General features: G+C 49.9%; 14 protein-coding genes. 8 read left to right on the forward strand and 6 right to left on the reverse strand.

From position 1 onward, the window contains the following. Positions 1 to 8 precede the first annotated feature (8 nt). The 3 genes from infB to HMPREF3047_RS08390 all read left to right on the forward strand — a co-directional run bounded on the left by infB (position 9) and on the right by HMPREF3047_RS08390 (position 6656). Positions 9 to 2900 (forward strand): translation initiation factor IF-2, encoded by a 2892-nt coding sequence (infB, locus tag HMPREF3047_RS08380; protein WP_070713318.1) that lies wholly within the window; start codon positions 9 to 11, stop codon positions 2898 to 2900. Positions 2901 to 3249: 349 nt separating this feature from the next. Continuing rightward, positions 3250 to 5988 (forward strand): calcium-binding protein, encoded by a 2739-nt coding sequence (locus HMPREF3047_RS08385; RefSeq protein ID WP_070713321.1) that lies wholly within the window; start codon positions 3250 to 3252, stop codon positions 5986 to 5988. A 110-nt stretch (positions 5989 to 6098) separates the two neighbouring features. Further along, the gene (locus HMPREF3047_RS08390; RefSeq protein ID WP_070583602.1) at positions 6099 to 6656 is read left to right on the forward strand and encodes a nitroreductase family protein; all 558 of its coding nucleotides are present in this window, start codon (positions 6099 to 6101) and stop codon (positions 6654 to 6656) included. Positions 6657 to 6735: 79 nt separating this feature from the next. Here HMPREF3047_RS08390 and HMPREF3047_RS08395 read toward each other — a convergent pair whose 3' ends face one another. The 4 genes from HMPREF3047_RS08395 to yajC all read right to left on the reverse strand — a co-directional run bounded on the left by HMPREF3047_RS08395 (position 6736) and on the right by yajC (position 11076). Then, positions 6736 to 7617, reverse strand: coding sequence for a carbohydrate kinase family protein (locus HMPREF3047_RS08395; RefSeq protein ID WP_070713324.1), 882 nt, complete (start codon positions 7615 to 7617; stop codon positions 6736 to 6738). Between the two features lie 324 nt (positions 7618 to 7941). Next, a complete protein-coding gene (gene secF / locus HMPREF3047_RS08400) occupies positions 7942 to 8877 on the reverse strand; it encodes a protein translocase subunit SecF (protein WP_070713326.1) in 936 nt (311 codons plus the stop codon). Positions 8878 to 8880: 3 nt separating this feature from the next. Beyond that, positions 8881 to 10734, reverse strand: coding sequence for a protein translocase subunit SecD (gene secD, locus HMPREF3047_RS08405; RefSeq protein ID WP_070713329.1), 1854 nt, complete (start codon positions 10732 to 10734; stop codon positions 8881 to 8883). Between the two features lie 75 nt (positions 10735 to 10809). Then, positions 10810 to 11076 (reverse strand): preprotein translocase subunit YajC, encoded by a 267-nt coding sequence (gene yajC, locus HMPREF3047_RS08410; RefSeq protein ID WP_003678762.1) that lies wholly within the window; start codon positions 11074 to 11076, stop codon positions 10810 to 10812. 178 nt (positions 11077 to 11254) lie between these two features. Here yajC and HMPREF3047_RS08415 point away from each other — a divergent pair, with 178 nt between their 5' ends. From HMPREF3047_RS08415 to HMPREF3047_RS08430, 4 genes are all read left to right on the forward strand, one after another. Then, positions 11255 to 12313, forward strand: a complete 1059-nt coding sequence (locus tag HMPREF3047_RS08415; RefSeq protein ID WP_070713333.1) for a histone deacetylase family protein — start codon at positions 11255 to 11257, stop codon at positions 12311 to 12313. Between the two features lie 238 nt (positions 12314 to 12551). Next, positions 12552 to 13616, forward strand: a complete 1065-nt coding sequence (locus HMPREF3047_RS08420) for a 2,3-butanediol dehydrogenase (protein WP_003745670.1) — start codon at positions 12552 to 12554, stop codon at positions 13614 to 13616. 118 nt (positions 13617 to 13734) lie between these two features. After that, complete coding sequence (locus HMPREF3047_RS08425) at positions 13735 to 14877, forward strand: NADH-dependent flavin oxidoreductase (RefSeq protein ID WP_070713336.1); 1143 nt, start codon at positions 13735 to 13737, stop codon at positions 14875 to 14877. Positions 14878 to 15090: 213 nt separating this feature from the next. Next, positions 15091 to 16686, forward strand: a complete 1596-nt coding sequence (locus HMPREF3047_RS08430) for a peptide chain release factor 3 (RefSeq protein ID WP_070713339.1) — start codon at positions 15091 to 15093, stop codon at positions 16684 to 16686. A 49-nt stretch (positions 16687 to 16735) separates the two neighbouring features. Here the strand turns inward: HMPREF3047_RS08430 and HMPREF3047_RS08435 are convergent, their stop codons facing one another. Beyond that, complete coding sequence (locus HMPREF3047_RS08435) at positions 16736 to 17506, reverse strand: sulfite exporter TauE/SafE family protein (RefSeq protein ID WP_070713433.1); 771 nt, start codon at positions 17504 to 17506, stop codon at positions 16736 to 16738. A 195-nt stretch (positions 17507 to 17701) separates the two neighbouring features. Between HMPREF3047_RS08435 and HMPREF3047_RS08440 the strand changes: the two genes are divergently transcribed. After that, complete coding sequence (locus tag HMPREF3047_RS08440) at positions 17702 to 18247, forward strand: TIGR00645 family protein (RefSeq protein ID WP_070713341.1); 546 nt, start codon at positions 17702 to 17704, stop codon at positions 18245 to 18247. Positions 18248 to 18319: 72 nt separating this feature from the next. On the opposite strand, the gene HMPREF3047_RS08445 is transcribed toward HMPREF3047_RS08440, so the two are convergent. After that, positions 18320 to 19270 carry a bile acid:sodium symporter family protein gene (locus HMPREF3047_RS08445; protein WP_070713346.1) on the reverse strand — a complete coding sequence of 317 codons (951 nt, stop codon included), beginning with the start codon at positions 19268 to 19270 and terminating at the stop codon, positions 18320 to 18322. Positions 19271 to 19452: the final 182 nt, after the last annotated feature.

The following is a 19452-nucleotide window of genomic DNA, read 5'->3' on the forward strand; positions in this document are numbered from 1 at the left end:
GGTAATGAATGAGTAATACAACCGTAGCGCAATTTGCCGCCGAACTAAACCGCCCCGTCGATGATTTGCTTAAACAATTGAAAGAAGCCGGGGTCAACAAAAACAGCGGCAATGACAGCATAACCACTGACGACAAACAACTGTTGACTGCTTACCTGCAAAAGAAAAACGGCAGCAACAGCGGCACCATCAGCATCCGCCGCAAAAAAACCGAAGTCAGCACCGTTGACGGCGTAAAAGTGGAAACACGCCGCCGCAGCCGTGCCGTTACCATTCCTTCTTCCGAAGAATTGGCAGCAGAAGCCAAAGCCAAAGTAGCAGCAGAAAACCAAAGAGCCGAAGCAGAAAAAGCAGCCGCTCAAGCTGCCGAAGAAAAAGCCAAAGCTGAAGCAGAAGCTGCCGCAAAGGCCGAAGCCCGCGCCAAAGCAGAGGCTGAAGCAGCCAGACTGAAAGCAGCCAAAGCCGCACCAAAAGCGGAAGGCAAACCTGCCGAAGCCAAAAAAGAAGAAGCCAAACCGGTTGAAGCCGTAGAAGCCAAGACCGAAGCAAAAGTTGAGGCTAAAGCAGACAACAAGCCGTCTGAAAAATCCGTTGAAGGTGAAAAACCAGCTGAAGCCAAAAAACCTGCCAAAGCCAAACAAGACAAAGGCGGCAAAGGCAAAGAAGCGAAAAAGGTAGCCAAACCTGCTGCTCCTGCCGTACCGCAACCTGTCGTCAGCGTGGAAGAACAGGCTCAACGCGATGAAGAAGCCCGTCGTGCTGCCGCCCTGCGTGCGCATCAAGAAGCCTTGTTAAAAGAAAAACAAGAGCGTCAAGCACGCCGTGAAGCCATAAAACAACAGGCCGAGAAAGACTCAAAACCTACTAAAGAAGCCAAATCAGGCGAACGTAATAAACCTGCCGAGAAAGCCAAAGCAGCATCCGGCGAAGGCAAATCCGAACACAACGCGCGCGGTAAAAAAGAAGACCGTCGTGAGCGTGATGAAGACACTCAAGGCCGTAACGCCAAAGGTAAAGGCGGTAAAGGCGGACGTGACCGCAATGCACGCAACGGCGACGACGAGCGCGTACGCGGCGGTAAAAAAGGCAAGAAACTCAAACTAGAGCCGAACCAACACGCCTTCCAAGCGCCGACCGAACCTGTCGTACACGAAGTTTTGGTGCCTGAAACCATTACCGTTGCCGACTTGGCACACAAAATGGCCGTTAAAGGCGTCGAAGTGGTTAAAGCCCTGATGAAAATGGGCATGATGGTAACCATCAACCAATCTATCGACCAAGACACTGCCCTGATTGTGGTGGAAGAACTCGGCCACATCGGCAAACCTGCCGCAGCCGACGACCCTGAAGCATTCTTGGATGAAGGCGTTGAAGCAGTAGAAGCCGAAGCATTGCCGCGTCCTCCGGTTGTTACCGTGATGGGTCACGTTGACCACGGTAAAACTTCCCTGCTGGACTACATCCGCCGCGCCAAAGTGGTACAAGGCGAAGCGGGTGGCATTACCCAACACATCGGTGCATACCACGTTGAAACCCCTCGCGGCGTGATTACCTTCTTGGATACTCCGGGTCACGAAGCGTTTACCGCCATGCGTGCGCGCGGTGCGAAAGCAACCGATATCGTGATTCTTGTGGTTGCAGCCGACGACGGCGTGATGCCGCAAACCATCGAAGCCATTGCCCACGCTAAAGCCGCCGGCGTACCAATTGTGGTTGCCGTCAACAAAATCGATAAAGAAGCCGCCAACCCTGAGCGTATCCGCCAAGAGCTGACTGCGCACGAAGTCGTGCCTGACGAATGGGGCGGCGATGTACAGTTCATCGACGTTTCTGCTAAAAAAGGCCTGAACATCGATGCATTGCTCGAAGCCGTCTTGCTCGAAGCTGAAGTTTTGGAACTGACTGCCCAAGTCGATGCACCTGCCAAAGGTATCATCGTTGAGGCACGTTTGGACAAAGGCCGCGGCGCAGTTGCCACATTGCTGGTTCAAAGCGGTACGCTGAAAAAAGGCGATATGCTGCTGGCCGGTACTGCATTCGGTAAAATCCGTGCGATGGTTGACGAAAACGGCAAAGCCATTAATGAAGCCGGCCCGTCTATCCCTGTCGAAATCCTCGGTTTGTCCGACGTTCCGAACGCAGGCGAAGATGCAATGGTATTGGCCGACGAGAAAAAAGCGCGCGAAATCGCCCTCTTCCGTCAAGGCAAATACCGCGACGTGCGCTTGGCCAAACAACAGGCCGCAAAACTGGAAAACATGTTCAACAACATGGGCGAAAACCAAGCCCAATCCTTGTCTGTCATCATCAAAGCAGACGTACAAGGTTCTTACGAAGCTTTGGCGGGCAGCCTGAAAAAACTGTCCACAGACGAAGTGAAAGTGAACGTGTTGCACAGCGGCGTTGGCGGCATTACCGAATCTGATGTCAACTTGGCCATCGCTTCCGGCGCATTCATCATCGGCTTTAACGTCCGTGCAGATGCTTCCGCCCGTAAACTGGCTGAGAATGAAAACGTGGAAATCCGTTACTACAACATCATTTACGATGCCATCGACGACGTGAAAGCCGCCATGAGCGGTATGCTCTCTCCGGAAGAGAAAGAGCAAGTCACCGGTACGGTCGAAATCCGTCAGGTTATCTCCGTTTCCAAAGTCGGCAACATTGCAGGCTGTATGGTTACCGACGGTGTGGTCAAACGCGATTCCCATGTCCGCCTCATCCGCAACAACGTGGTTATCCATACCGGCGAGCTGTCTTCTTTGAAACGCTACAAAGACGACGTCAAAGAAGTCCGCATGGGCTTCGAATGTGGTCTGATGCTCAAAGGCTACAACGAGATTATGGAAGGCGACCAACTCGAATGTTTCGACATCGTCGAAGTTGCCCGTACTCTGTAATCAGACAGGCCGTCTGAAAAATCAGAAGCAGGTTTTGCAATGCGAAACCTGCTTCTTTTTTCAGACGGCCTTTTTACAACCATTCATAGTTTGAAACTATGAAAATTGATGTGTGGTATATAAGAAACAAAACAGACATACAAGGCAAAGCCATTTAGCAAAGGAATAGACGGCAGACAGAGCCTGATAAAGCTCTCTATATATTGTCATATCTTAACGTTTCTGTTGTTTTTATCAAATTTCAGCACTAGTATATACAGCCTAAACACAATACAAATTAAGCAATACCGGCCATATGCCGGATACGTTTACTTCCTTGTTACTCTCATCAATATCTAAAGAAAATATCATGACAATCGAAAAAGCAATGCGCACCCCCAATGCGCAATTTGAATTACGACATTTAGAGCAATTACAACCTTCCTTCCTTGAACAAGTAACGACAGGCACGTCGGAAGATGACGTTTATTATGTAACCCTCAGTGACGATACAATCATTGAAAACCCAAATGGCGGCGATGATACGGTTTGCAGCAACGTCAGCTATACCCTTCCAAACCACGTTAAAAACCTTGTTTTGACCGGTACAGCCAACATTTTCGGTGCTGGCAACAACAGCAACAACATCCTCATCGGCAATGAAGGCCGCAACCGCCTCAACAGCGGGCGCGGTGACGACATCGTTTACGGCGGTGGCGGCAACGATGTTATCAATGGGGGCGAAGGCAACGACCTTCTTTTCGGCGAAACAGGCAATGACATCCTCAACGGCGAAGCAGGCAACGATGTGCTTGAAGGTGGCGAAGGCGACGATACCTACCTCTTCTCTGACAAAAGCGAGCAAGACACCATCATCGACAATCAAGGCCACAACAGCATCCGCTTTCATACTGATCTGAGCCTTAACGATTTAACCGTTGAAGTCCAAAACAACGAAACCGATGGTAAAGACTGGGTGATTGCCGTAAAAAACAGCAATGCCGTTTTAACCATCAAAAACCAATACACTCAAAACGGTACAACACCGGCAGTCTCCCACTTCATCATTGGCACACAAAAACTGGATGTAAACAACTTTGCCAAATATTTCGATATTTCCCTGACTGAGCATACCGAAAGCGGTCAGACCATCGATGGCAGCGACGGCAATGACTACCTGATCGGCACATCCGGCGATGATATTATCGACGGCAAAGCCGATGCCGACATTATGGAAGGTGGTGACGGCAATGACACTTACTACGTTGATGATGTAAAAGACGTGGTGATTGAACAGGCTGGCGGCGGCGAAGACACCGTATTCAGCAGCATTTCCCATACTGCCGCTACCCACGTCGAAAATGTTACCTTGACCGGCTCGGCCAATATTTTTGCCGCCGGCAACAACAGCAATAACATCCTGACCGGTAACGAAGGCCGCAACCGCCTCAACAGCGGACGCGGTGATGATACTGTTTACGGCATGGGTGGCAACGACAACCTCAACGGCGGCGAGGGCAATGATTATCTGGATGGCGGCAACGGCAACGATGTCATCAACGGTGATACAGGCGACGACATTTTGGTGGGCGGCAACGGTAAAGACATTCTGAAAGGCGGAGCCGGAAACGATACCTATATCTACGGCGACAACGATACCATTATCGACAACCAAGGCATCAATACCCTCAAGTTTTCAGACGGCCTGAACAATGCCAAGCTCAACCTGAAGACCATTCATAACGATGATGGCAGCCAAAGCTGGGAAATTACTTCCGAACAAGGTTCTGCCCTGATTCAAAACCAAATCGGTGCGGATGGCAGCATTTCCATCGACCGCTTCCAGTTTAACGACCAAACCTACACTGCCGCACAGTTCCAACAAGCCTTCCAACCAGTGAAAGCCGAAACCATTAAATTTGTCGGCACAAACGTCGACGATACCTTGCATGGCAATGCAGGCAACAATGAAATCGACGGCGGCAATGACGGCCATGACACCCTCTATGGCCACGACGGCGATGACATCTTGCGCGAACACAGTGCAACCTATTACGGCAACGAACCTGCTTCCGACGATAAACTCTACGGCGGCAACGGTAACGACAAACTCTATGCCCATGTAGGTGCCGACCTGCTTGACGGCGGCGCAGGCAATGATTACATGGAAGGCGGCGAACACAACGATACCTATGTTTTCGGAAAAGGTTACGGTCACGACACCATTTTTGACTTCAACTTCGGTTTTGATAGCAAAGCAAGCCTACACAGACTCAACGCCAACGTCGTGAAATTTACCGGCGGCATTACCCTTGACGACCTCGAAATTACCATTGAAAAAGGTTACGACAAAACCAGTATTATCAACATGCCTGACAGCTCTCAATTTGTGACCAATCCCCTGCTGGATGGTGATACTTGGCATATCCGCATTAAAGGCACAGACGATGTTTTAACCATCAAAAACCAAAGCGGTATTTATGGTGCAATTTCCGAGTTTCAGTTTGACGGCAATACCTCATACAGCACGGGCGAGCTGATCAACCACTTCAAACTGTCTATCCCGCACATGATCGGCAACACAAACATCGTCCAATACACCGGCCAACCCGTTGATGAACTCAACCGTGATGTATACAACAACTTCAACCACACCATCCATGCCGATAGCGACAACAGCGATTTAGATTTGTCGCGTTACGCTTCTGTTGTCGAATACAGGGGCAACCGCAGCGATGAAACCATTACTTTGGGCAGAGGCATCAACATCGTCGATACAGCCGACGGCAACGATACCATTACCGACCTGGGTGCCGACAACACCGTTATCATGTTTGGTAGAAACAGCGGCAACGACACCTTTAATCCGTATGGTGGCAGCGATACCCAAGTCCTTTTCAAAGAAGGGATTACGCTGAAAGATTTACAGTTGAAAACCGGAGATGATTGGGTCTTAACCATCAAAGATACAGGCGACACCCTGACCATCCATGACATTGCCAACAATAATGTCGACAGCTTTGTATTCGGAAACGGTAAGAGCTATACCGCCGACGAAATCAGCAAAGCACTGATGACTGAAAATACACAAAACAACGGTATCCTGTAAAACTCAAAGGCCGTCTGAAACCTTAATTCAGACGGCCTTAGTCCTTTGCTGATTTATTTATCGTTCTGCTATATAATTATTCTCATTCGAATTCACAAGAAAGAATAAAAATGGATGCCTTAAATCTCCTCACTACGCGTCGCTCTTCCAAAAAACTGACTGCTCCGGCACCCAATACCGAGCAACTGGAACAAATGCTGCAAGCGGCAACACAAGTACCTGATCACGGCAATATGCGCCCTTACCGCTTTACTGTGATTCAAAGCGAGGCCGGCTTACAACGTTTCCGCGAGCTGTTGAGCAAGACCGTTACCGAACTCAACTTCGGCGAGGATGCTATGAAAAAGGCCGAACGCGTCGGCAACATGGCGCCTATGATTATCGGCGTTACATTTACGCCAAACCGTGAAGTGGCAAAACCCAAACCTGAATGGGAACAAATGCTGACTGCCGGCTGCGCCGCCTATGCTTTACAACTGGCTGCTTCTGCTCAAGGCTTCGACAATGTTTGGATTACGGGCATGTGGGTCAACAGCCCATTGTTGCGCGAAGCATTTGAGTGTACCGACAAAGACAAAATCATTGGCCTGATGATGATTGGTTCGCCGACCGAAGAAGGAAGCGGCCCGAAAAATACCAACTTAGAATGTTTTACAACTTATTGGTAAAGCCTGAAAATACTAAGGCCGTCTGAAAAACCTGATTTAATGGTTTTCAGACGGCCTTTTTATGTCTCTTGTCAAAATATCAAGCAGGATTCATAAACGCTTCAACTTCTTCCAAAGAAATATCCGCCGTCGCGCCATGACGTGAAGCAACCAATGCACCCAGCGCACAAGCAAAAGCAATGGCTTCTTGAGGAGGCGCATTGTTCAACAGTTTGTAAGTCAAACCGCCAAGAAAGCTGTCGCCGGAGCCGACGGTATCCACCACTTTGACGCGGAAACCGCAATGACGGTACAACTCGCCGTCCTTATACAAAACCGCGCCATGGCTGCCCAAAGTCACGCAAAGGATTTTGACGCCGGTCAGCTCAACGAGGTAGCAGATATTTTGCTCGATGCTGTGATAAGGAGAGCCATAAGCCGCAGCCAATTCATACAACTCATCATCATTGAGTTTGACCATATCGGACTGTTTCATGGTCTCCAACAAACGGTCAATATCGTAATGAGGCTTGCGCAGATTAACGTCAAAAATTTTGAATTTGGCTTCTTTCAGCAAAACTGCCAAGCTTTTACGCGAAACTTCATCACGGGTTGCCAAGCTGCCAAAAACGAAAGCATCGGATTCTACCACACGTTTGATTGCCGCATCATCAACCGCAATCCTGTCCCACGCGCAAGGATAAACAATCTCATAAGACGCACTGCCAGACTTGTCCAAGTGTACTTTCACCAAACTGGTCGCACATTCGTGACAAACCTGCAAATAATCAGTATTGACGTTTTTACTTTGAATTTGACGTAGTAATTCTTCGCCATCGGCATCATCGCCGCGACGACTGATGATGGCAGCATCGATACCCAAAGACTGCAAACGGACAGCAACATTTAGGGGTGCACCACCCAATACCTTTCCGTTTGGAAAATCGTCCCACAGCACTTCGCCGAAACTGGTTACTTTCATTCTTGGCCTTCCTTTTTTGAGGTTGATTGGCAGGGTCTGCACTCCCGACAGATTTTTTGCAAATCATGTACTTGTAGTAAAACTCCAGCATCGGGGGCAAAAGTATTATGTTTTAAAATATTAGGACTGACAAGCAATTAAGGGAATATCAGACAATAAACTTGATTCATCACAAAATTATATTGTTCCTATTTTTTCTTTTTCTTTCACGTTTATCCCCTCTTATTTCATTAAAACAAAACATTCTGAAATTTAAATACAAAAGGCTGTCTGAAAACTGATTCAATCAATTTTCAGACAGCCTTTATTGAAGTATTACAGCGATTAAACTACAACTTCTTCTTTTTTCTTCACTTCTTTGGAAATGTTCTCACGGCTCAAGCCAAACATCAGCAAGAGCGGGCTGGCAACCAATACGGAAGAGTAAATACCGAACACAATACCGATGGTCAGCGCCATAGAGAAACCGTGCAAGGCTGCACCGCCAAACACCAGCATAGAAACAACCATTGCCTCGGTCGAACCGTGGGTAATGATGGTACGGCTCATGGTTGCAGTAATCGCGTTGTCGATGACCTCCGGCACAGTGTGGCCGCGCATATGCGGCTTACGGAAGTTTTCACGAATACGGTCAAACACTACCACGGATTCGTTTACGGAATAACCCAAAACAGCCAAGATACCTGCCAAGACAGTCAGAGAGAATTCCCATTGGAAGAAGGCAAAACAGCCGAGAATAATCACGATATCGTGCATATTCGCAATAATCGCGGACACTGCAAAACGCCACTCAAAACGCATGGACAAGTAAATAATAATACCTGCCACTACGAAGCCCAATGCCATCAAACCATTGGTAACCAATTCTTCACCGACTTGAGGGCCAATGAATTCGACTTGGCGCAAGGTAACATCAGGATTGTCTTTTTTCAGTAAATCCATCACTTGGTTGGACAGCTGGGCAGACGTTACGCCTTCTTTGTTCGGCAGGCGAATCATGATGTGCTTGTTCGTACCCAATGCCTGAACCTGTACATCACCCATTTTCAGCGTATCGAGGCGTTCGCGCGTTTTATTCACATCCACGCCCTGCTGATATTGGACTTCCATCACCGTACCGCCGGTAAATTCGACGGAGAAATTCAGGCCTTTGGTTACCAAAAAGAACACGGCAGCGATAAACGTAACCAACGAAATAAAGGTCGTCAGTTTGCCGTAGCTCATAAACGGAATATCGCGTTTGATTTTAAATAATTCCATGTTTTACTCCTTGCCTTCTGCCATTTCAGCTTTCGGCTTCCATACCGAACCGATGGAAATATTTTGCAATTTGCGACGACGGCCGTACCACAGGTTAACCAAAGCACGGAACACGACCACAGACGAGTACATCGAGGTCAGAATACCGATACAGTGCACAACGGCAAAACCGCGTACAGGGCCGGAACCGAATACCAACAAAGCGATACCGGCAATCAGGGAGGTCAAGTTGGAGTCGACAATGGTTGCCCAAGCGTGTTGGAAACCGAGGTTGATGGCCTGCTGCGGTGCGACACCGGCACGCAGTTCCTCACGGATACGTTCATTAATCAACACGTTGGAGTCAATCGCCATACCCAAGGTCAAAGCCAAGGCGGCAATACCCGGCAAGGTCAGCGTTGCCTGCATGGCAGACAAAATACCCACCAAAAACAAGATATTGGTACTCAAGGCAATGGTAGAGAAGAAACCCATCAAGCGATAGTAAATCACCATGAATGCAGCAACAGCGGCAAAGCCCCACAAGGTGGAATTGAAACCTTTTTCAATGTTTTCTTTACCCAAAGACGGGCCGATGGTACGTTCTTCGACAATTTGCATAGGCGCAGCCAGCGAGCCGGCACGCAGCAACAATGAAGTATCGTTGGCTTCGGCAGTTGTCATGCTGCCGGAAATCTCCACACGGCCACCGGTAATGGCGGAGCGGATGACAGGCGCAGTCACGACTTCGGATTTACCTTGGTCGATCAACACCATAGCCATACGTTTACCCACATTGGCCGAAGTCAATTCGCCAAAAATGCTGCCACCTGCGCTGTCCAAGCTCAGGCTCACGGCAGGCGCACCCATTTGGTCAAAGCTAGGTTGCGCGTCGTTGATGTTGTCGCCGGTCAATTCAACTTGTTTGTTGACCAAAATAGTTTCCGGATGATCGCCACCGCTTGACAGTAACTCATAACCAGTCGGTACATTACCGTTTAAGGCTTCTTGAAGTTTAATCGGATCGTCTTCCACCATACGCACTTCCAAAGTCGCGGTACGACCGATAATGTCTTTGGCTTTGGCAGTATCTTGCACGCCCGGCAGCTGTACAACAATGCGGTCAAGACCGGATTGTTGGATAACCGGTTCTGCCACACCCAATTCGTTCACACGGTTGTGCAAAGTGTTGATGTTTTGTTTTACCGCATCAGAACGTACTTTATTGATCGCCTCTTCAGACAGAGTCAGCACGATATTGTTGCCGTCTGCAAGCAAAGTGGCTTCAGGGAACATCTTTTGCAACTGAGGCAAAGCCTTTTGTACATCGGCAGCATCTTGCAGAGGCACAGTCAGACCATTTTCAGCCTGATGCACCGTACCGGTACGGATTTTTTCGCGACGCAATTCGCGGCGGATGTCGCCGGCGTAACGTTCAAACGTTTTCTGCATCGCGGCTTTCATGTCCACCTGCATGGTGAAATGCACACCGCCGCGCAAGTCCAGACCCAAGAACATCGGATTGGCTTTAATTTTCGCCATCCACTCAGGACTGTCCGCCAAAAGGTTGAGCGCGGTAATATAGCCTTCGCCCAAAGTGTTTTCGATGACATCACGCGCTTTTAATTGCGTTTCAGTATCTTTAAAACGCACTTTCAGCGAATTATCGACAATGAACATACCATCAGTCTGAATACCTGCGCTTTGTAACGCAGAAGACACTTTAGACTGGGTTTGATCGTTGATCACGATGGCTTGTCGGTTGGTCGATACCTGTACGGCAGGCGTTTCACCGAAAAGGTTGGGCAGCGAGTAAACAGCCGCAACCACAATCGTGAACGCAATCAGCAGGTATTTCCATAAAGGATAACGGTTCATGGTAAACCTTTGCTTTATTTATAAAGGCAAACAGCCGCACTCGGAAAATGAGGCGGCTTTTCGCAAAAAAACGGATTATTCGGCTTTCGCGGCAATCGCGTTGCGTTCCACTTCTACTTCGATTCTCGCACCTTGGCCGATGTCGACAGTGTAGAATTGCTCGCCGACTTTGGTCACGCGGCCTTTGAAACCTGCAGCCAAAACGACTTTATCGCCTACTTTCAAAGCAGCCAGCATAGCTTGATGTGCTTTGAATTTCTTTTGTTGAGGACGCATAATCAGGAAGTAAAACACCACCATAATCAGCAGTAAAGGGGCAAATTGAGCCACAGCTTGATTCATAATATATCCGTTCTTTTGAGTTTTAAGATAAAGTAAAAAAACTGCATACAGCCCAAAACGCAGTTGGTCGGACTGTAAAATTGAGCTATTCTAAAGGCCGTCTGAAAAATTTCCAAGCATTTCCGTATTTATTAACCATATTTAGCAGTCCGTGCGACTCGTTCGATACATACTTTCCATGCTTAAAAAAATCATTTGGCGCGTGCGTACCCTGCTGCGTCGACTACTCGGCAAAAATGCCCGCACCGTATGGATTTCCCATCCGATATTTCTGCAGCACCAGCCGGGACCCAACCATCCCGACAGGCCCAAACGCATCAGCGCCATTCAAACCGCCTTAAAACAAGAAGGCATTTGGCGTCGCCTGCAAACCGCCGAAGCACCGGAAATCAAAGATGCGCAGCTGGCATTGGTCCACTCGCGCAACTATCTGCACGAGTTGGAAGCCGCCCAGCCGCTCCCCGGTAAAATCCACCGTATCGACGACGATACGGTCATCTGCCACGACTCCCTCCAAGCCGCCCGTTTTGCGGCCGGAGCCGTTGTTAAAGCAGTCGATATGGTGATGCACAAAAAGGCTTGGCATGCTTTTTGCGCCATCCGCCCACCCGGCCACCATGCCCACAGCAACAGCGCCGGCGGATTCTGCCTCGTCAACAACACTGCCGCCGGCGTGATGCACGCCATTGCCCAATACCGCCTGCAACGCATCGCCGTCATCGATTTCGACGCCCACTTCGGCGACGGTACGGCGGAGATTCTCCGAGACGATCCGCGCGTGATGTTTTTCAACCTGTTTGAAACCGACATCTTCCCCTTCCCGGAGGCGGAACAATACGCCGGCAGCAAAAATATGCTGCATACGCCCCTCAAACCGGGCACAGGCAGCCGTATCTTCCGTACGACCATCCGTGAACAATGGCTGCCCAAGCTGGAAGCTTTCCGCCCCGAGTTGGTGTTGCTTTCAGCTGGTTTTGACGGGCACAAACAAGACGAAACAGGCCGTCTGAACCTGCATGAAGCCGATTTTGCCTGGCTGACGCACAAAATCGTCCAAGCAACGGCAAGCTGTCAGGGGCGTGTCGTTTCCGTACTGGAAGGCGGCTATACCTTGGAATCCATGTCCAAATCCGCCGCCGCCCACATCCGCGTATTAGCAGGCTTGAGCAAGGCCGATTACGTCATCGCCTACCAAAAGCATTTGAAGCGCGGCAAAAGTAACAATCCTACGCAATAACGCATTTAAACTATCGACCCCAGGCCGTCTGAAAACATATTATCCGTTTCAGACGGCCTTTTCTTCATTTACAATTTACACACCTTAATTTGAGCGAAGACAAACCATTTTCATATTATCAGTAGTAAAATAACAAACATAAAACATATCAATAAAAATACTTCACACGCCACACTGCTTCCCTTTCCCTAATTGACCGTCTTTTTCAGACGGCCTCCACAAAAAAAGGAGCGTTACAATGAAAGCAGCACGTTTTTACAACAAAGGCGACATCCGCATCGAAGACATTCCCGAGCCAACCGTAGCTCCGGGTACGGTCGGCATTAATGTTGCGTGGTGCGGTATCTGCGGTACCGACCTGCATGAATTCATGGAAGGTCCGATTTTCATTCCGCCTTGCGGCCATCCGCACCCAATCTCCGGCGAGTCAGCCCCTGTAACCATGGGTCACGAGTTCTCCGGCGTGGTTTATGCCGTAGGCGAAGGCGTGGACGACATCAAAGTCGGCCAACACGTTGTCGTTGAACCCTACATCATCCGCGACGACGTACCGACCGGCGAAGGCAGCAACTACCACCTCTCCAAAGACATGAACTTCATCGGCTTAGGCGGCTGCGGTGGCGGCTTGTCTGAAAAAATCGCCGTTAAACGCCGTTGGGTACACCCTATTTCCGACAAAATTCCATTAGACCAAGCTGCTTTGATTGAGCCTCTGTCTGTCGGCCACCATGCTTATGTACGCAGTGGCGCGAAAGAAGGCGACGTGGCATTGGTCGGCGGCGCAGGCCCAATCGGTTTGCTGTTGGCTGCCGTATTGAAAGCCAAAGGCATCAAAGTCATCATCACCGAATTGAGCAAAGCACGTAAAGACAAAGCACGCGAAGCCGGCGTGGCCGACTACATCCTCGACCCGTCCGAAGTCGATGTCGTCGAAGAAGTGAAAAAACTGACCAACGGCGAAGGCGTAGATGTCGCATTCGAATGCACCAGCGTCAACAAAGTGCTGGACACCATGGTCGAAGCATGCCGTCCGACTGCGAAAGTCGTCATCGTATCCATTTGGAGCCACCCCGCCACCATCAACGTCCATAGCGTCGTGATGAAAGAGCTGGACGTGCGCGGCACCATCGCCTACTGCAACGACCACGCCGAAACCATCAAATTAGTTGAAGAAGGCAAAATCAACCTTGAGCCTTTCATCACCCAGCGCATCAAACTGGACGAATTGATTTCCGAAGGCTTCGAGCGCTTGATCCACAACAACGAATCCGCAGTAAAAATCATTGTCAATCCTAATCTTTAATCCTAAGGCTTAAAGAATAAACAGGCCGTCTGAAACTTTTCAGACGGCCTGTCTACTTGATAAATTCCCGAATGGCCCAATTCTCTGCCGACCATTCACTTATCAAGAGTAAAACTCCATGAATCCAAAATACGCCCCACTCTTTCAAACATACACCCTCAATAACGGCGTAACCATCAAAAACCGCCTTGTCGTCGCCCCCATGACCCATTTCGGCTCACAAGCCGACGGTTTGATCAGCGACCAAGAGCGTACATTCCTCAGCAACCGTGCAGGCGATATGGGCTTGTTTATCACTGCCGCCACTTTGGTTCAAAAAGACGGCAAAGCCTTTCACGGCCAACCTGAAGCCACAGACGAACACTGCCTCGACAGCCTGAAAGAAACCGCACAAATCCTGCAACAACAAGGCGCAAAAGCGATTTTGCAAATTCATCACGGCGGTTCCAAAGCCGTTGATGACCTTTTGGACGGTCTCGACAAAATCAGCGCTTCCGCCAGCGAAGCCGAACACGCACGCGAAGCGACCGCAGAAGAAGTCGAAGCACTCATCGCCTCTTATGCGCAAGCCGCCGATTTGGCGCTTCGTGCCGGTTTTGACGGCGTGGAAATCCACGGTGCGAACGGCTATTTAATCCAACAGTTTTACTCTGCCCAAAGCAACCGCCGCAACGACCAATGGGGCGGCAGCTTGGAAAACAGAATGCGCTTCCCGCTGGCCGTTGTCGATGCCGTAGCTGCCGTCCGCGAAAAACACCAGCGCGACGACTTCATTATCGGCTACCGCTTCTCCCCCGAAGAACCGGGCGAAGACGGCTTAACCATGACCGAAACCGGCGCACTGATTGACGCATTGGTACAAAAACCGCTGCAATATCTGCACGTTTCCTTGTGGGAATTTGATAAAAAAATCCGTCGCGGCGGCGATACTGCCCAAACCCGTATGCAGTTCATCCACGAACGCATCAACGGCAAACTGCCGCTTATCGGCGTGGGCAACCTGTTTACCGCCGACCAAATTTTGGCCGCCTATGAAACCGGCTGGGCAGAATTTATCGCATTGGGCAAAACCGTGATGATTAATCCGCACATTGCCACGCAAATCCGTGAAGGCCGCGAAGATGAAATCGAAACGCAACTCGACCCGACACGCGCTGACCATTACGGCCTCCCCGACACCTTGTGGGGATTTGCCTCCAGCGGTACGCAATCATGGCTGCCGCCGGTAAAAGGCGCGGAATGGAAACCGATGGATATTTAATCATCGATTCATAGCACAAGGCCGTCTGAAATTTTTCAGACGGCCTTTGTTTTGGTACAAACATTGAATTATCAAGCATTTTTTTGTACAATTCCGCATCTTTCAATCTATTGCAGGGCGTGTCGCACACGCCCTTATTTTAGCCTGTTTTCCAACACCCATACCCTTCAGGCCGTCTGAAAAAGCGGCCTGAAACTTTTTGCAAAGAAAACCATGTCCCAAGAAATCCTCGACCAAGTGCGCCGCCGCCGCACGTTTGCCATCATCTCCCACCCTGACGCGGGTAAAACCACGCTGACCGAAAAACTCTTGCTGTTTTCAGGTGCAATTCAAAGCGCGGGTACGGTAAAAGGCAAGAAAACCGGCAAATTCGCCACCTCCGACTGGATGGACATCGAGAAGCAGCGCGGCATTTCCGTGGCATCAAGCGTGATGCAGTTCGACTACAAAGACCATACCGTCAACCTCTTAGACACGCCGGGACACCAAGACTTCTCCGAAGATACCTACCGCGTATTGACCGCCGTGGACAGCGCGTTAATGGTCATCGACGCGGCAAAAGGCGTGGAAGCGCAAACCATCAAACTCTTGAACGTCTGCCGCCTGCGCAACACGCCGATTGTCACGTTCATGAACAAATACGACCGTGAAGTACGCGATTCTTTGGAATTGCTGGACGAAGTGGAAAACATCCTGCAAATCCGCTGCGCACCCGTCACCTGGCCAATCGGCATGGGCAAAAACTTCAAAGGCGTGTACCACATCCTGAACGATGAAATCTATCTCTTCGACGCAGGCGGCGAGCGCCTGCCGCACGAGTTCGACATCATCAAAGGCATCGACAATCCCGAATTGGAACAACGCTTTCCGCTGGAAATCCAGCAGCTGCGCGACGAAATCGAATTGGTGCAGGCCGCTTCCAATGAGTTCAACCTTGACGAATTCCTCGCCGGCGAACTCACGCCCGTGTTCTTCGGCTCGGCGATTAACAACTTCGGTATTCAGGAAATCCTAAATTCATTGATTGAATGGGCGCCCGCGCCGAAACCGCGTGATGCGACCGTACGCATGGTTGAGCCTGACGAACCTAAGTTCTCCGGATTTATCTTCAAAATCCAAGCCAATATGGATCCGAAACACCGCGACCGTATCGCCTTCTTGCGCGTCTGCTCCGGCAAATTCGAGCGCGGTATGAAGATAAAACACCTGCGTATCAACCGCGAAATTGCCGCCTCCAGCGTGGTAACCTTCATGTCCCACGACCGTGAGCTGGTGGAAGAAGCCTACGCGGGCGACATCATCGGTATCCCGAACCACGGCAACATCCAAATCGGCGACAGCTTCTCCGAAGGCGAACAACTGGCGTTCACCGGCATCCCCTTCTTCGCGCCCGAATTGTTCCGCAGCGTCCGCATTAAAAACCCGCTGAAAATCAAACAACTGCAAAAAGGTTTGCAACAACTCGGCGAAGAAGGTGCGGTGCAGGTTTTCAAACCGATGAGCGGTGCAGATTTGATTTTGGGCGCGGTCGGCGTGTTGCAGTTTGAAGTCGTTACCTCGCGCCTTGCCAACGAATACGGCGTAGAAGCCGTGTTCGACAGCGCATCCATCTGGTCGGCGCGCTGGGTATCGTGCGAAGACAAGAAAAAACTGGCGGAATTTGAAAAAGCCAACGCAGGCAATCTGGCGATAGACGCAGGCGGCAACCTCGCCTACCTCGCGCCTAACCGCGTCAACCTGAATCTGACGCAAGAACGCTGGCCGGATATCGTGTTCCACGAAACACGCGAGCATTCGGTTAAACTGTAAAACGCAAAAGCCGTCTGAAACTTTCAGACGGCCTTTTTTTCATTCGATATCAACCCAATAAATCCCAAGCAAACTTTCCAATGGTCAGGCACAGCAGCAACATAAATCCGTAACGTAACAGCTTGGTTCCGCCGCGTATTGCCAAGCGCGCGCCGACCACGCCGCCGCATAAATTCGCTACCGCCAACGGTATCGCCCATGCCCACACAATATGGCCTTGCGGGATAAAAAACGTCAGCGCGGCAAGATTGGTGGTCGAATTGATGACTTTTGCCGAGGCGTTAGCCGCTAAAAAATCATAGCCGTAAAAGCGGACGAACACAAAAGCCAACAAGCTGCCCGTTCCCGGCCCGAACACGCCGTCGTAAAAACCGATTAACGCGCCGAAAAATAAGCCCCATAAAGTTTCGCGGCGCGTCAGCTTTTCAGTACGCACCGTCTGCCCCAAGTCTTTTTTCAAAAAAGTGTACAGGCACATGGCAATCATGATGACCAGCATTGCCGGTTTCATGTATTGCACGGGGAAATACACCACCGTTTTCGCGCCCAAATATGAAGCGGCAAATGCCAACGCCGCGGCAGGCAGCAGCATTTTCCACGGCACAGGAATTCGGCGCAGATATTGCCCCGTCGCAGTCAACGTGCCGCAGCAGGAAGCAAATTTATTGACACCCATCACCGAGGCCACAGGCGTAGCGTTTGGCAATAGGTTGAATAATCCGGGAATCTGCAACAGCCCTCCGCCGCCAACAGCTGCATCCATCAGCCCGGCGGCAAAGCCTACCAATACCAGATAATAAAAAAACGAATCTGCAAGCATAATGTCCATCTCAGAAAAGCAAAGCGATTTTGCGCGTATTTGCCTATCCTGACAACCTACAAGGCCGTCTGAAAACAAGAAACAATATCCTGTTTTCAGACGGCCTTTCTTTTTAAATTCAACCGCTCAAATTGCAGCTTAAAAATTTTTCCATTAAAATGCCGCCCCTTATCTTTCCTACACACAACACATTTTATGGAACATTCCACCCCGACCAAACGCACAGCCCACGACCGAATGGGCATCTTCGCGCATTTCATTTTTGCCAGCCGCTGGCTGCAACTGCCGATTTATATAGGCTTGATTATCGCCCAAGTCATTTATGCCTGTAAGTTCCTCAAATCCTTGTGGCACTTGGTATCCAATTTCAGCATCATGGATGAAAACACCATCATGATCGCCGTATTGAACCTGATTGATGTGGTGATGATTGCCAACCTGCTGACTATGGTCATTGTCGGCGGCTACGAAACCTTCGTTTCCCGCCTCCGAGTTGACGAGCATCCCGACCAGCCCGAATGGCTTAGCCATGTCAATGCTTCGGTTTTGAAGGTTAAGCTGTCGATGTCCATCATCAGCATTTCCTCCATCCATCTGCTGCAAACCTTCCTCAACGCCGCCAATCTGTCGGAAAAACAAATCATGTGGCAATGTATTACCCACATCTGTTTCCTGATTTCCGCCCTTGCCATGGCTTTAACGGACAAAATCGTGTACAGCACGACGCATAAAGCGCATTGATAATAAAAGGCAATCAAAAGGCCGTCTGAAGTGTTTCAGACGGCCTTTTGTTATCTGGCAATGTTTACCGGCTTATTGCTTACGCTTGTCCCACCAAGCAAACAAATTACCCAAAACTGTTCCTGACACAGAGTGCCAAACGCAGGCAACGGCGGCGGCAACGGCAGACTCGGCATTACCGGGGAAGAATTTAGCACTCAAACCAGTGGCAAGTCCGGCATTTTGTACGCCGACTTCGATGGCAAGGGTGCGTTTTTTAGCAGTATTCATGCCGGTCAGCGCGCCACTGTAATAGCCGAGGATGTAGCCGCCGATGTTGTGGGCAGCGATGGCGAGTACCATAACGAAGGCGGACTCGGCGAAACGATGGCCGTGAACGGCAGCAACGCCGCCGACAATACAGGCAAATGCGACAACGGCAACAGCCGGCATAATCGCGCGCACGTCTTCAAACCAGTGTTTTTTATGTAGCAAGATATTGGCGGCAGAACCGATAACGACAGGCAACAGGGTAACGAGCAGCATAAATTTGAACATACCCCAGCCGTCCATTTCGACGGTTTGTCCGACCAAATAAGTCATCCACAGCGGCGTCATCACAGGCGCGAGGACGGTGGAAACCGTGGTCATGCCGACTGAAAAGGCGACATCGCCTTTAGCCAAAAAACTCATGATATTGGACGAAACGCCGCCCGGGCAGGTGCCGACCAAAACCAAACCCAGTGTCAATCCGGGCGAAAGGTCAAAGGCTTTGGCAATGCCGATGGCGAGCAAGGGCATAATCGTATATTGGGCGATTGCACCGATAAAAATATCGAGCGGACGTTGCGCCAGAATTTGATAATCTTCTTTGCCTAAAGTCATGCCCATACCGAGCATGATGATGCCGAGTACAACGACTTGCGTATCGCCTTTTACCCACGAAAAAGTGGCAGGTTCAATAAAGGCGATGATGGAGGCAAGGACGATAATCAGGGCGGTGAAGCGGGTCATTTGCCGACTGACTGCGGTTAGAAAGTTCATGTTTTTACTCCTTTGTATGTTTTTATTATGACAATAATTGCCATAATTTAACACATGTTAACTCTTATGCGCAATGACAGTAACGAAACAGGAAATCCATCATCCAATAATGTTTAAAAACAAACCACACTGACTCCATCCAATATCAACACAAAGGCCGTCTGAAAGTTTTCAGACGGCCT

This window comes from Neisseria sp. HMSC075C10 (assembly GCF_001815615.1).
GTDB lineage: Bacteria > Pseudomonadota > Gammaproteobacteria > Burkholderiales > Neisseriaceae > Neisseria > Neisseria subflava_A.